Origin of the sequence: Microbacterium resistens (genome assembly GCF_021172025.1) — a bacterium.
GTDB classification, from domain to species: domain Bacteria; phylum Actinomycetota; class Actinomycetes; order Actinomycetales; family Microbacteriaceae; genus Microbacterium; species Microbacterium resistens.
Map to the genome: position 1 here is coordinate 3,666,390 of NZ_CP082781.1, position 12,999 is coordinate 3,679,388.

The following is a 12,999-nucleotide window of genomic DNA, read 5'->3' on the forward strand; positions in this document are numbered from 1 at the left end:
TCAGGCCACGTCCTTTCGGTTGTGCTCCGCCCGCAGGTAGCGGGTGAGCTGTTCGGTCTTGTCCTCGTACGCGCGGGCCGCGCGTACCGCTCGGGTGGGGGCCATGCGCTCGGTGCGCAGGCGTTCGATGCGGGCGGCCGACCGCTGGAGCCGGTCGAAGTACTCGTCCGCCCAGTCGTCAGCGGTGAGCCGGTACCTCATGCCGCCAGCCCCGCCCAGTCGATGTAGCTCGCCGCCTCGTCCGGGTGCTGGTCGATGGCGGCGAGGATGTACGGGCCGGGGTGGGTCGGCTCCTGCGCGGCCCGAGACAGCACCAGCCGCGAGTAGGCGAGGGCCGCCTCCCCGGTGACCGGCCGCTCCGTCGCCGCGGCGAGCCGGACGACCACCTCGTGCAGGTCCCGGATGCCCATGTCGAACGCGGCCAGCCGCACGTCTTCCGGGAGGGCAATCTTCAGGTCGGTCCGCTCGCGCGCGGCTGGGTCAGGACCGACTTCAGGTAGTCCAATCGGTTCGGTCGTGGGACTGGGACTGGGACTGGGGGAGGGTGTTACGGACGAGTTACCCGCACCGTTAGTAACGGCGTTACTCTCGGCGTCGCGCTCCCGTTGCCTCTGCCGCCACCGGGCCTGACGCTCGGCGTTCTTCGCGAGCATCCGCTCCTTCCGTGCCCGCTCCTCCTCCGCAGTGCCGTTGCCCGTCTGGGCGGTCCAGTCGTGGAACTGGTAGCCGCCCTCCACCGGGACCCACAGGCCCGCCGCGACCAGCCGGTCAGCGGCCTTCTTCGGCCCGAGTGCTCGGGCCGTCTCCGTCGTCACGAACCCGCCGGTCGTGTGCTTCTTGCACAGCGCCCCGGCGCGCGTCCACATGCCCATCGCCTCGTTCCCAGCGGCGAGCACCTTCGGGTGGAACGCCAGGTCGTCGTCAACGGGGAAGTACGCCACCTCCGCTCCTCCCTCCTCTCAGGAATCCATCGCCGTAGACGTCGCGCATCATCGCGACCGCCTCGGCGCGCGTGATTCGCCTGCGCCACGGCCCGTCCGCGGCGACCGCGAACCAGCAGTTCGACGCGACGTGGTAGTACGGCACCCGCGCCGGGTCATCGACCCAGCCGCGGACCTTCCACCCGTTCAGCAGCGCCAGGGACTGCATGTCGGCCTCATACCGGCCGTTGCAGACGACGCACGCGGCGAGGCCGTTCGCGTAGTCCGCCGCGCCGCCCTGCGAGGCCGCCTGCCGGTGCTGATAGGTCAGCCCCCAGGCGGTCCCGCAGGACACGCACCGCTCGCCGTCGCGCTCCTTGACGCCGCGGCGCACCTTGTCGGTTGGGTCAGCCACGGCGGCCCCCTATGGCGGAGTCGACGTGCTTGCCGACGTTCATCAGCTCGAAGTGGCGGCGGTTCACCGACGCGAGGACGCCCTTCGCATAGTCGGCCGCGAGCTTCGCGGACTCCGCCGCGCGGCGGTAGTCGCGGAGGCTATGGCTGGCGCGCTCGCGAGCCCGGGTGAGCGGGAACCCGTCGCCGAGCAGGTCGTCGATCAGCTTCGCCTTCCGTGCGTCGAAGTCCTGCTCGGCGTCGGACGCCAGGGCGAGCAGGCCGGTCTTCTCGCGGCCGATGTAGTCGGTCAGTTCCAGGGCGAGCATCGACAGGTGGTGCAGGGTCTGCGCGATGGTCGCGGGGTCGAGCGCGGTCTGCTCGACGAGCGCGGTCGCCCGGTCGTGGAGGTCACGCCACTCCTCGGCGGTCGTCGGCCCGGTCATGCCCCGAACTCCGCTCCGACACGAAGGGCCAGGTTCGGCTGGATGAGGGCGCGGGCCGTGCCGTGGAAGTTCATGACGACAAGCGGGCGGAGGGAGCTACCGCCGGTCTCGGACGTGTCCCGCTCCGAGGCGCTCGGCATCATGACCCGCAGGGGGTCGCCGGGGGCCTCCCGGAGGTGCCGTGTGGCCGACAGAAACTCCGGGTTCAGCGCGAGCTCCGCGGCTCGCGGCTCGTCCTTCGTGTCCGTGAACTGGTCGAACAGCCGGGCGACGGGCGGGAAGTTCCCGCGCACCTGGTCCGACAGGTGCGTCATGCGGTCCGCGTCCGAGCCGTCGAACTCCCAGATGTCGAACTGGACGGTGCCGACGTGGCGGCGCGTCACCCGCTCACCGGGGACCAGCTTGCCCGCCTCCGGATCAGTCCACGTCAGGTCGACGACCTCAAGCGGCCGGGAGCGCGCCTTGCCGTGGCCCCACTGCTTCAGCAGCTCGGCCTGGTGACGGCTCATCAGGAATGCGCCGTCGGGCGTGCCCGCAGGGGCGGGAACGCACAGCTGGTGCACCCGATACCGGTCGGTCGTCGTGACCGTCACGCGGCCGTCGCCGACGGTCCAGTGGACCGCGGTGAGAACCGGGGTCACGTCGTCACGGGATGCCGCGGCGAGCGCCCCGCGCAGGAGCCACCTCACCCGCTCAGCGGGAAGCCTGACCGTCCCGCTCATGCGCTCACCGTCCCCGCGCCCAGGGCCGCCCGCTCGGCCGCGTGCGCCGCGGCGGCCGTGGCCTCGGCGGTCGCCTCCGCAGCCGCGGCAGAGCCGTCATCGGTCTCCGGCTGCTCGGCGGAGGCACGCGCGTGACCAATGGCGGCGATGGCGTCGAGGGTCGCAGCGGTCACCTCGCCCTGCTTCGCGGCCGCCCGCGCCTCCTGCCAAACCGCGGCGACGTCCTCGCGCGAGTGGGCGGCGTTGGCGCGGTCCCGGAACTCCTGGTCCCGCGGGACGGCCCCGGAGCGCTGCTTCCGCTGGCGGTCTGCGCGCTGCGCCTGGGCCGTCTGCTCGGCCGTGGGTGTGGCGTGCGCATCGTCATCGTCACCGCCGGGGGCCACACCTGTCACGGCACAGAGCGAGTAACGCCGGGCGTACGTGATCGCTGCCCCGAGCGCCTGGGGCGCGGCGGACGCCGCGGGCAGCGGGTAGGTGCCCTTGATGACGCCGCCGGACTCGTGGCGCAGCGCGTACTTCAGCACGAACCCGCGCTTCGTCTGCGTAGGAGCGGCGACGAAGGACAGGCCGTGCTTGCCGAGCAGCGGCAACGCGGCCTCCGTCACATCGGACAGATCGGCGTACCGGTACCGGTACGACCGGCCGCCGTCCTTCGCGGTGACGGCCGCCTCGTTGTCCTTGCGGACCGAGGGCACCTCGGCCTGGAACGCGGCGAGCGCGGTCGGCAGGTCGGCGTGCTCGATGTGGGGCAGCGTGCGGGCCTGGATCGAGACGTCGGCCTCGATGGTCTTGGTCTTCTGCGCGACCATGGTCTAGCTCCTTGCGGTGATGGTGAGCCGCGGCTGCGACTCGGTGGTCTTGATGAATCGGGCGTACGTGTCGGGGTCGGCCTTCTTGAAGGCGGCCGAGTCGAAGCGGTCGGTCTTGACGGGCATGCCGGTCCAGGTGACGTTCGAGCCGGTGCCCGCGAACTTCACGGGCTTGCCGTAGTCGACGAGCAGCGTGCGCATCTCGGCCTCGACCGCGGCGACCCGGTCGGCTGCCGCCGCGGCGGCCTCCTTCGCGGCCTCGCGGCGCGACAGCAGCGCGTCCAGCGCTTCCAGGCCCTCGGGTACGGCCTCGCCGTCGAACGCGCGCCATGCGGCGACCTGCGCCTTCGCCTCCTCGATGTCATCGAGCACGTCGGCGCGCTCGACGGTGAACACCCGCGGCACCATGTGCAGGGGGACGAAGTCCTCATGCGCCTCGAACACAAACCGGCAGCGGTCAGCGCCGGTCACGTGGAGCTGCCAGACGACCTGCCAGAAGTACCGGCGCGGGACGTCGCCCCAGGTCGGCCAGTCCTTCACGGTCGTCTTGAACTCGCCGATCTGGTGGCACCGCCCGTCGTCGGGGTCGACGTCGAGCGCGTCCGGCGTCGCCAGGTCAAAGGAGAACGGGCGGTCGTCGTCGTACCCGGCGAGGTGTTCTCCGTCGGCGCGGCCGACCAACGCTGTCGACGGGATCAGGCCGAACTCGTGCTGCGCCCAGGCGGCGATGGCCGCCTCACGCTCGCGGCCGTGGCGGGTGTAGTCGTTGCCGCCGAACCCGCGGCCGCTCTCCTTCTCCTTGCGGAGCGTCGCCCAGGTACCCGCACCGCCGGTCATGATGCGGGCAGCGTCCGTCGCGGACACTCCGAGGAGGCGGTCAGCGAGCCAGCTTGCGCGGTCGGTGCCGTCGTTGATGACGTGGAATCCGTGCCTCACGATTGCGGGTGTCATGCGAGGTTCACCTCCAGCGCGGCGAGCGCGCGTTCTTCCTCGGCGGTCGGGCCGTCCGACTCCCAAAGCAGGAGGGTCATGCCGGGGGCAGCGGGGTGCCCCTTCGCGTAGGCGATGATCGGCATGGGCTTGTGCATCGCCTCCGGGGTGTCATCCGCGGTGACTCTGGCGTCGACCAGGCCGTCGGCAAGCGCCTTCAGCGTGGGGACGAGGTTGTCCGCGTCGCGCCGGTGCCTCGTCTCCACGAGCCACACGAGGGTGACCGTCGGGCGAGTCATCGCTGGGATGCGCTGGGCGACCGCACCCTCGCGGGCGGCGCGGCGGATCGCAGCAGTGCGCTTCGCCTCCTCGCGGAAGTGCAGGCGATGGTTCGCCGTCAGCGGGGGCGCGCCCCACGGCAGCGGGATCTTGTACACACTCACCGGGACGTCACCCCCGACACGACGACGAACGCGGCGAGCGCGAGCAGGCCGACCAGCGGGACAGCGTTGAACACGCCGGTCACGAGGAAGGCGAACAGCCCGGCGAACGCGAGGGACAGCAGGATCATCTGGACGGGCATCACCCAGTAGCGGTGGGTGCGGCGGAAGATGGCCGGGCGCTTCATGCCGCCGCCGCCTCGGAGAGTGCTGCGGCCGCCCAGACCGTGGAGGCAGGGCCGCCTGCGAACCCGGAGACACGGCCGGTGCTGACCACCCGCCCCTCCGTCTTGAGGTCCGAGCGGCGCTTGCGCACCGAGTCGAGCTGCGTCGCGGGCCAGTTGTGCTGCGACCGGAGCCGCTTGTAGTGGAACTGCAGCTCGTGGTCCGTCATCGGGCCGAGGTTGGTCAGCAGCCACAGGATCGCCCGCTTCTGCTCCTCGCGGCGCTCGCGGCCTGGGATGGCTGCGTGGCTCGTGGCCGGATCGGTCGAGCGTGCCAACTGCTCCGCGGCGCTCACCGGGCTACCCCGCTCAGGACGTCGATGAGGGCGTTGGCGAAGGCCCAGCGCTCGGGGTCCGCCTGCGAGGCGATCTTCGCCCCGAGATTGTCCGCGTCGAGCGCGGCCTCGTGATGCCCCATCCTCTCGGCCTGCTGGCCGACGAAGACCAGCGCGGCGATGACGGTCCTCCACTCCGCGTCGGTGAGGGTGACGGCGGCCTCGTCGTGCGCCGGGGTGGACTGCTCGGGGGTCTCGTTCGTGGTCATGTCTAGCTCCTTCGGTGCGTCACGCGGCCTGGGCGGCCGGGACGGTTTCGGTGGGGGTGTTCTGGTTCTGCTCCATGAGCTGCCGAGCGACTTCGCCAAACAGCTCGAAGCACTCGTCCTTGGTCATGCCGCTGCGGCGAACGGGGCGACGGTCCGGGGCGGGGTTGCCCGGTTGTCGGGGGCGAACTCGGCGGGCAGGAGGTCCGCGGGGTGTCGACGCAGCGCCTTGGCGATGCGGGCGACCTCCGAGACGGTCCAGTCGCCGCCGCCGCCGCGCATCTTCCGGTAGAACGTCGGCTGCGCGATCCCGGCCTTGTCAGCGGTCCACGCCTGGGTGCGGTCCTCATCGGCGATGGCCTGCGCGATGAGATTGGTCGTGTCTGAGTTGGTAGCCATACGAGCACCGTAACACACGTATGACTACCAAAAGGTGCGCGAACGAACACCGGAGTGGTTGATTCGACTACCTCTGGTCGCCAAACGGAGCTATCATTGAGGCATGGGTATCTACGGAGACAGGTTCAACGCGGCCGTCGCAGCGGAGCTGCGCGGCGAGCGCGCAAAGCAGCGCATCACCATTGATGCGCTCGTCGCGGCTACGGGGTACGCGAAGACGACCGTCCTCAACTACCTCAACGGGAAGCGCGACATCCCCCTCCCGGCGCTCGCGGAACTATGCCGCGTGCTTGGGGTTGACCCCCGCCGGATCTTCGAGCGAGCGGAGCAGGTGGTCGATGGCGAGTGACGGCTTCACCTCGCAGGCGCGCGCGACTTCCGCGATCTGTGCCACCGTCAGCATCATTGCTCTCCCGTTCTAGTCTCGAAGTAATATTCGAAATATTAGCCCACTCTGCGGACCCTAGCCGGGCCGCTCCGACGACCCGTTGGGGGAACTCATGGCTGCTGTACCGGCGGTGACACCGCGCCAGGCGCGCCGGGCGCTCGGGATCATCCGAGTGTCATGGGAGCGCGACGGGACGACGAGCCCCGAGATCCAGCGGCATGCAATCGAGCAGCACGCCGCACGCACCAACACGCCCGTCGTCGATTGGATCGTCGCCGCCGACGACCGCCGCTACTCCGCATCGAGGAACGACTCGAAGTGGTGGGCGAAGCTCGACAGCGCGATTGCGCGCCTGGAGGCGGGGGAGGTCGAGGCCCTGTTCGTGTGGCAGCTCTCCCGCTCCGCGCGCCACCGGCTGCGGTGGGCGGTCGCCATCGACCGCATCGAGTCGGCCGGGGGAGTCCTGGAATCGGCGACGGAGCTGCTCGACACGACGACGTCGGCGGGGCGGTTCTCCCGGGACGTCATCGTCGCGCACAACGTCATGCAGGCCGAGCTGATCGGGGAGACCTGGCGGGAGACGCACCAGCGTCGGGTGCGTAAGGGGCTGCCGCCGACGGGAGGGCACCGGTTTGGCTACGTCCAGCCCGTACACTCGGACAACTGTCCGAAGTCGTGCGAGCGCACCCGCCCACACGGCATCCATGAGCCGGACCCGGTCACCGGGCAGGTGCTGCGGGAGCTCTACCGCATGTACATCGCCGGAGCCGGGTACGCAAAGATCACCCGCCACCTCAACGAGAGCGGTCACACCGACGGCCGAGAGCGGTGGACCTACGCAGGCGTCATCCGCATGCTGGACAGCGGGTTCGGGGCCGGGCTGCTCGGCCATACCGAGGTCGTGAACAAGAAGCGCGTTATTCCGCCGCCGTGGAAGCGCCGCTACTCTCAGGGTGTGCACGACGCTGTTATCGACACGGCGACGTGGGACGCCTACGTCGCCCGCCGCGCGTCCGGCAGCGGGCGCTCCGCGCGCGCTCGCACCCCCTACCTGCTCGCCGGGATCGTCCGCTGCGGCGATTGCGGGAGGTCGATGCACGGGAAGCGGACGGACGGTCAGTACACGTACGTGTGCTCGCGCGCGGCGACGACCACAGGCGTCCGGAAGGTGTCGGTCGTCGCATGGCGGGTGGAGAAGTTCGTCGAGGAGTGGCTGTTCGGATTCGCTGAGGATGCCGACGCCCGCGTCGCCGCTCAGGCCGCGCGCGTCGGCAAGCGGCGGGACTCGGAGTTCACCCTGCGGCGCGCCCGCGCGCGGATCGAGAAGGCCGACGAACGTCTCGCGGCGCTCACGATCAAGCTCGCAGACGGAACCGTCAGCGACGCCGCCTACCGGGCGGCCGCGGAGAGCATCCAGGCCGACCGCGACGCCGCCGAGGAAGCCGTGAGGGCCGCAACCAGCAACCCGGTGATCGAGCGCGCACCCGCGGAGGTCCCGCGGAACCTCCGCGACCTGTGGGCAACGCTGAACACGGAGCAGAAGAACCTGCTGCTGCGTCCGCTGCTCGACCGCGTCGTCGTCGCCCCGGCCGCTCACCGCGGCTTCCGCGGGGACCGCTTCACGATCGTCCCCCGCTGGGAGGCGTAGCCCTTCGTCTCCCCGTTCGTAACGCGGCGGAGGGTGGTTGGCCGTTTCTACATCACGATGTCGAACGAAGAGTCAGCCATGCCGTCAGTGTATCGAGCCGTCCCGGCCGGGTCATCCGGGCGGCGCGGACGTCTCCTGCCGCCGGCGGGCGATCTGCACCGCCGCCGCGATCAGCAGGGCGATCGCCGCGACCACGGCGAGCACGCGCAGGGACATCGTGAGGATGCCCATGGCCTCGAGCGTCCCCGCGCCCGGAACGCCGAGACGGCCGGAGCCCGTGCGGAGGGTGCTGACGAGCACTCGCGTCCGATCGACGAGCGGGATGATCAGGACGGCGGCGGCGATCACGCGCGGACCGGGCGCTCGCAGGCCGGCGAGCGCGGCCGCGAAGCCGAGTGCGGCCACGGAGGTCAGGCCGATGAGCGACCACACCGTCCACCCCTGTCCGTGCGTCATCGCCAGGTATCGGGCCTGATCGGCGGCGGCCTCCAGCGCAACAGCGGCGCCGCCGAGCGCCAGAGCGATCAGCAGGGGAGTGTGCGAGGGTGCACGGCACGCGAAGACTCCGAAGACGGTCGCGATCAGCCCGCACGTCAGGGCCGCCAGCAGCAGCCCGGACTCGAGGAGGAACTCCGCGCGGGCCTCACCCATCAGCTGGATCAGCAGCATCGCGGCGGCGGCCGCGCCATGCAGGAGAGCGACGACCCCGGCGGCGACGACGAGCCACCGGGCACGGACGGAGACCGCGCCGAGCACGAGCAGCACGGTGGCGGCCGCCGTGGTGGTGATGAGCACATAGAGCGTGTTGTCGCGGGTGAACCCGAGATCCGGCGGCCACCCGCGTGCCAGCCGGAGCGGGGCGAGGACCCAGGAGGAGAACGCGATCATCAGCACGGCGAGCGCGGGAAGCGCGGTCGGCGGGCGCACGTCGGCGGACGGAGTCCTCGCGGACACCGGGGCGGACGAGGCGGAGGGCAGGGCCATGCGGGCTCCGATCTGCGATGACACGGCGCACCCATGGTGCGAGGGGTGGAGTGCCTTCGTCCAGAGAAGCCGACGACATGGAAACGCTTTCACATTCTTTCCAGCGTCGTCTCCGTTGCAATCGCGGCGATGCGAGGTCATACTGTAAACGCTTGCAATCAGGCGATGGGGCCGACCGACCCGGTCCGGGCTCCTCACACACATCAGAGAGGCACACCGATGAAGGTGAACACCAAGAGCGCACTCGGGCTCGGCGCCCTCCTCGTGGCCGGAGCCGTCGCCCTGACCGGCTGCGGCGGGAACGCGGAGTCCGGTTCCGGCGGGGACAACGGATCCGACGGCGCCGGCGCCGCAGGAACGCTCACGATCTGGGTCGACGCGAACCGCGCCACGGCGCTCAAGGACGTGGCCGCGGCGTTCGAGGAGGACAAGGGCGTCGCCGTCAAGCTCGTCACCAAGGACTTCAGCAAGATCCAGGAGGAGTTCGCCGCGCAGGTGCCGACCGGGAAGGGGCCGGACATCACCGTCGGCGCCCACGACTGGCTCGGCGGCTTCGTCCAGAACGGCCTGGTCGCCCCTGTGGACCTCGGCGACAAGGCCGCGGAGTTCCAGTCCGTCGCCGTGTCCGCGTTCACGGACGACGGCAAGGTCTACGGCCTGCCGTACGCGATCGAGAACATCGCGCTGATGCGCAACGCGGACCTGGTCCCCGAGGCGCCCAAGAGCTTCGACGACATGATCGCCAAGGGCACCGCGGCGGGCGTGCAGTACCCGTTCGTGGTCGGCCTCGACCCGGCCAACGCCGACCCGTACCACCTGTACCCGTTCCAGACCTCGTTCGGGAACTCCGTGTTCGCGCAGAACGCGGACGGCAGCTACGACGGCTCGAAGCTGACGGTCGGCGACGAGACAGGCGTCGCCTTCGCGACCTGGCTCGGCCAGCAGGGCAAGGCCGGCACGATCAACCTGAACCTCACCCAGGACCTGTCGAAGGAGGCCTTCAACTCCGGCAAGTCCCCGTTCATCCTCACCGGTCCCTGGAACGTCGCCGATGCGCAGGCCAAGGGCATCAACATCGCCGTGGACCCGATCCCCTCCGCGGGCGGACAGCCCGCCCGCCCCTTCGTCGGCGTCCAGGGCTTCTACGTCAACGCGAAGTCCGAGAACACGCTGATCGCCAACGAGTTCCTCACGAACTACCTGGCCACCGAGGACGTGCAGACCGCCCTGTTCGAGGCCGGTGACCGTGCTCCCGCGCTGACCAGCGCGTTCGAGAAGGCCTCCGCCGACCCGATCGTCGCGGGCTTCGGCGCCGTCGGCAAGGACGGCGTCCCGATGCCGTCGATCCCGGAGATGGGCGCCGTCTGGGAGTTCTGGGGCGTGACCGAGGCCGCCGTCATCAAGGGCGAGGACCCCGCGGCGACCTGGGCCAAGATGACCGCCGACATCCAGGCGAAGCTCGGCTGACCGGCTCGGGGCGTCCGGCCGGGTCCTCGGCCCGGCCGGACACCCCGGATCCGCATCGCCGCCGGCGGACGCCCCGCCACGACACGACACCGACCGCACACGAACGCAGGAGAACGGATGACCGCGCCCGTCATCGAGGAGCCGAGAGCCGGGGAGGACCCCGGCGCCGCGCGCCGGCGCCGCCGCGCAGAGCGGTACGCCGAGGCCGCCGCCGCGGGATGGAAGGTGTGGCTGGTCAAGATCGCCGCGCTGGCGATCATCGACGCGGCCGCCGTCTACGCCGCCATGGTCCTGATCGCGGCAGGATCCTGGATCGTGGCCGCGGTCGTGCTGCTCCTGGCCGTCGCCGTGACGGTCGTGTACCTCACCCCCGGACTGCTGCCGGCGAAGTACCTGACGCCGGGACTGATCTTCCTCCTGATCTTCCAGGTGTTCGTCGTCGGCTACACCGTCTACATCGCCTTCACGAACTACGGCACAGGGCACAACTCGACGAAGGAGGACGCCGTCGCGGCGCTCCTCGTCCAGTCGGAGAGCCCGGTCGAGGGCGGCCCGGTGTACGACGCGACCGTGCTGGAGCGCGACGGCGCGTACTTCCTCCTCGTCACCGATCCCGAGACCGGCGAGGCCGAGATCGGCACCACCGGCGAGGCGCTCGCCCCGGTCGACGCCGAGTTCGACGGCGACAAGGCCGTCGCCGTGGACGGCTACACGACGCTCGACTTCGGCACGGTCGTGAAGAACCAGACCCTCGTGTCGGCCGTCGCCGTCCCCGTCTCGGACGACCCGGCGGACGGCTACCTGCGGATGAAGGACGTCTCCAGCGCGCAGACGTACCTGTCCGACCTCGCCTGGGACGCGTCCGCGGACACCATGACGGACGTGAGGACCGGGACGGTCTACCGCGACATCGGCACCGGGGCCTTCACCTCCGCCGACGGCGAGGAGCTTCTGCCTGGCTGGTCGGCCAACGTCGGCTTCGCGAACTTCACGCGGGCGTTCACGGAGCCGAGCATCCGGGAGCCGTTCCTCGCGGTGGCCGCCTGGACCCTCGTGTTCGCCGTGCTCTCGGTGGCGACGACGTTCGCCCTCGGGCTGTTCCTCGCGATCGTGTTCAACGACCCGAGGATGCGCAGCCGCAAGTACTACCGGGTGATCATGATCCTGCCCTACGCCTTCCCGGCATTCCTGTCGGCGCTGGTCTGGGCGGGCATGTTCAACCAGGACTTCGGCTTCGTGAACCAGGTGCTCCTCGGCGGCGCGGAGGTGCCCTGGCTGCAGAACGAATGGCTCGCGAAGGCGGCGATCCTGATCGTGAACCTCTGGCTGGGCTTCCCGTACATGTTCCTCGTCTGCACGGGAGCGATCCAGTCGATCCCCGAGGACATCACCGAGGCGGCGCGGATGGACGGCGCGAACGTGTGGCAGATCTTCCGGCGGATCAAGTTCCCGCTGCTTCTCGTGTCCGTCGCGCCGCTGCTCATCTCGTCGTTCGCGTTCAACTTCAACAACTTCAACCTGATCTACATGCTGACGCGCGGCGGTCCCCGCTTCGCCGACGCGAGCATCAACGTCGGGGCGACCGACATCCTCATCTCCATGGTCTACAAGGTGGCGTTCGTCGGACAGCTGCGCGACTACGGCCTGGCGAGCGCGTTCTCGATCATCATCTTCCTCATCGTGGGCGTGATCTCGTACCTCGGGTTCCGCCAGACCAAGGTGCTCGAGGAGCTGAACTGAGATGACCACCGCGACCACCCCGATCAGCTCGTCCGCCGCGACCGGCGCCGGCCCGGCCGTGGCGCCGCACCGCGCGCCGCGCCGCCCGTTCGGCACCTGGTTCCGGCAGACCGGATGGCGGCACCTCGTCGGCATCGTGATGCTCGTGTTCTCGGCGTTCCCGCTGCTGTACGTCCTGTCCGCGTCGCTCAACCCCGGCGGGACGCTGCTCACCGCGAACGGCCTGTTCACCAGCTTCGACCCGGGCGCGTACGTGCGGCTCTTCCAGGATCCGCAGCGTCCCTACGGCGCCTGGTTCCTGAACTCGATGGTGATCGGGCTGACGACGGCCGTCGGCACGGTGATCCTGGGAGCCCTGGCGGCGTACTCGTTCTCCCGGATGCGCTTCCGCGGGCGCCGGGCGGGGCTGCTCACTCTGCTGCTCGTGCAGATGTTCCCGCAGTTGCTGGCCTTCGTGGCCATCTTCCTGCTGATGTCGACGATCTCGGACATCTTCCCGGCGATCGGTCTGAACACGCAGATCGGTCTGATCATGGTCTACCTCGGCGGCGCGCTGGGGGTGAACACGTACCTGATGTACGGGTTCTTCAACACGGTGCCCGCGGAGATCGACGAGGCGGCGAAGATCGACGGCGCCGGCCACGCACGGATCTTCTTCACGATCATCCTGCGGCTGGTGGCGCCGATCCTCGCGGTCGTGGGCCTGCTGGCGTTCATCGGGACCATGAACGACTTCGTCCTGGCCTCGGTCATCCTCGTCGACCCGGACAAGCAGACCCTCGCGGTCGGCCTATACCACTTCGTGTCCGAGGAGACCTCGAAGAACTGGAGCGTCTTCTCCGCCGGCGCCGTCCTCGCCTCGATCCTGCCGATGGTCCTGTTCCTCGCGCTGCAGCGGTACATCGTCGGCGGGCTCACCGCCGGCAGCGTCAAGTAGCCGCTCGCGGC

General features: G+C 70.1%; 18 protein-coding genes. 5 read left to right on the top strand and 13 right to left on the bottom strand.

Going from position 1 to position 12,999, the window contains the following annotated elements; translation table 11 throughout:
• From K8F61_RS17285 to K8F61_RS17340, 12 genes are all read right to left on the bottom strand, one after another.
• Positions 1-201 (bottom strand): hypothetical protein, encoded by a 201-nt coding sequence (locus K8F61_RS17285; RefSeq protein ID WP_231820075.1) that lies wholly within the window; start codon positions 199-201, stop codon positions 1-3.
• Positions 198-941, bottom strand: coding sequence for a hypothetical protein (locus K8F61_RS17290; protein ID WP_231820076.1), 744 nt, complete (start codon positions 939-941; stop codon positions 198-200). Before K8F61_RS17290 ends, K8F61_RS17285 begins: the two co-directional genes overlap by 4 nt.
• Positions 922-1,335 carry an HNH endonuclease gene (locus tag K8F61_RS17295; RefSeq protein ID WP_231820077.1) on the bottom strand — a complete coding sequence of 138 codons (414 nt, stop codon included), beginning with the start codon at positions 1,333-1,335 and terminating at the stop codon, positions 922-924. Before K8F61_RS17295 ends, K8F61_RS17290 begins: the two co-directional genes overlap by 20 nt.
• Positions 1,328-1,759, bottom strand: a complete 432-nt coding sequence (locus K8F61_RS17300; protein ID WP_231820078.1) for a hypothetical protein — start codon at positions 1,757-1,759, stop codon at positions 1,328-1,330. Before K8F61_RS17300 ends, K8F61_RS17295 begins: the two co-directional genes overlap by 8 nt.
• Entirely contained in the window at positions 1,756-2,481 is a 726-nt protein-coding gene (locus K8F61_RS17305) for a hypothetical protein (protein WP_231820079.1), read from the bottom strand. The genes K8F61_RS17300 and K8F61_RS17305 overlap by 4 nt, the downstream gene beginning before the upstream one ends.
• Positions 2,478-3,290, bottom strand: a complete 813-nt coding sequence (locus K8F61_RS17310) for an ERF family protein (protein ID WP_231820080.1) — start codon at positions 3,288-3,290, stop codon at positions 2,478-2,480. Before K8F61_RS17310 ends, K8F61_RS17305 begins: the two co-directional genes overlap by 4 nt.
• Positions 3,291-3,293: 3 nt before the next feature.
• Complete coding sequence (locus tag K8F61_RS17315; RefSeq protein WP_231820081.1) at positions 3,294-4,241, bottom strand: YqaJ viral recombinase family protein; 948 nt, start codon at positions 4,239-4,241, stop codon at positions 3,294-3,296.
• A complete protein-coding gene (locus K8F61_RS17320) occupies positions 4,238-4,663 on the bottom strand; it encodes a hypothetical protein (RefSeq protein WP_231820082.1) in 426 nt (141 codons plus the stop codon). Before K8F61_RS17320 ends, K8F61_RS17315 begins: the two co-directional genes overlap by 4 nt.
• Positions 4,660-4,848 (bottom strand): hypothetical protein, encoded by a 189-nt coding sequence (locus K8F61_RS17325; RefSeq protein ID WP_231820083.1) that lies wholly within the window; start codon positions 4,846-4,848, stop codon positions 4,660-4,662. The genes K8F61_RS17320 and K8F61_RS17325 overlap by 4 nt, the downstream gene beginning before the upstream one ends.
• Complete coding sequence (locus K8F61_RS17330) at positions 4,845-5,162, bottom strand: hypothetical protein (RefSeq protein ID WP_231820084.1); 318 nt, start codon at positions 5,160-5,162, stop codon at positions 4,845-4,847. The genes K8F61_RS17325 and K8F61_RS17330 overlap by 4 nt, the downstream gene beginning before the upstream one ends.
• A 14-nt stretch (positions 5,163-5,176) precedes the next feature.
• Positions 5,177-5,428 (bottom strand): hypothetical protein, encoded by a 252-nt coding sequence (locus K8F61_RS17335; RefSeq protein ID WP_231820085.1) that lies wholly within the window; start codon positions 5,426-5,428, stop codon positions 5,177-5,179.
• A 123-nt stretch (positions 5,429-5,551) separates the two neighbouring features.
• On the bottom strand, positions 5,552-5,824 hold the full coding sequence (locus tag K8F61_RS17340) for a helix-turn-helix domain-containing protein (protein WP_231820086.1): 273 nt from the start codon (positions 5,822-5,824) through the stop codon (positions 5,552-5,554).
• A gap of 103 nt (positions 5,825-5,927) precedes the next feature.
• Here K8F61_RS17340 and K8F61_RS17345 point away from each other — a divergent pair, with 103 nt between their 5' ends.
• Positions 5,928-6,173, top strand: a complete 246-nt coding sequence (locus tag K8F61_RS17345; RefSeq protein ID WP_231820087.1) for a helix-turn-helix domain-containing protein — start codon at positions 5,928-5,930, stop codon at positions 6,171-6,173.
• 151 nt (positions 6,174-6,324) lie between these two features.
• Entirely contained in the window at positions 6,325-7,860 is a 1,536-nt protein-coding gene (locus K8F61_RS17350; protein ID WP_231820088.1) for a recombinase family protein, read from the top strand.
• Between the two features lie 111 nt (positions 7,861-7,971).
• On the opposite strand, the gene K8F61_RS17355 is transcribed toward K8F61_RS17350, so the two are convergent.
• Positions 7,972-8,844 carry a hypothetical protein gene (locus tag K8F61_RS17355; RefSeq protein ID WP_231820089.1) on the bottom strand — a complete coding sequence of 291 codons (873 nt, stop codon included), beginning with the start codon at positions 8,842-8,844 and terminating at the stop codon, positions 7,972-7,974.
• Positions 8,845-9,063: 219 nt separating this feature from the next.
• Here K8F61_RS17355 and K8F61_RS17360 point away from each other — a divergent pair, with 219 nt between their 5' ends.
• From K8F61_RS17360 to K8F61_RS17370, 3 genes are all read left to right on the top strand, one after another.
• The gene (locus K8F61_RS17360; RefSeq protein ID WP_231820090.1) at positions 9,064-10,311 is read left to right on the top strand and encodes a sugar ABC transporter substrate-binding protein; all 1,248 of its coding nucleotides are present in this window, start codon (positions 9,064-9,066) and stop codon (positions 10,309-10,311) included.
• 117 nt (positions 10,312-10,428) lie between these two features.
• Positions 10,429-12,051 carry an ABC transporter permease subunit gene (locus tag K8F61_RS17365; RefSeq protein WP_231820091.1) on the top strand — a complete coding sequence of 541 codons (1,623 nt, stop codon included), beginning with the start codon at positions 10,429-10,431 and terminating at the stop codon, positions 12,049-12,051.
• 1 nt (position 12,052) lies between these two features.
• Positions 12,053-12,988, top strand: a complete 936-nt coding sequence (locus tag K8F61_RS17370; protein WP_231820092.1) for a sugar ABC transporter permease — start codon at positions 12,053-12,055, stop codon at positions 12,986-12,988.
• Positions 12,989-12,999 lie beyond the last annotated feature (11 nt).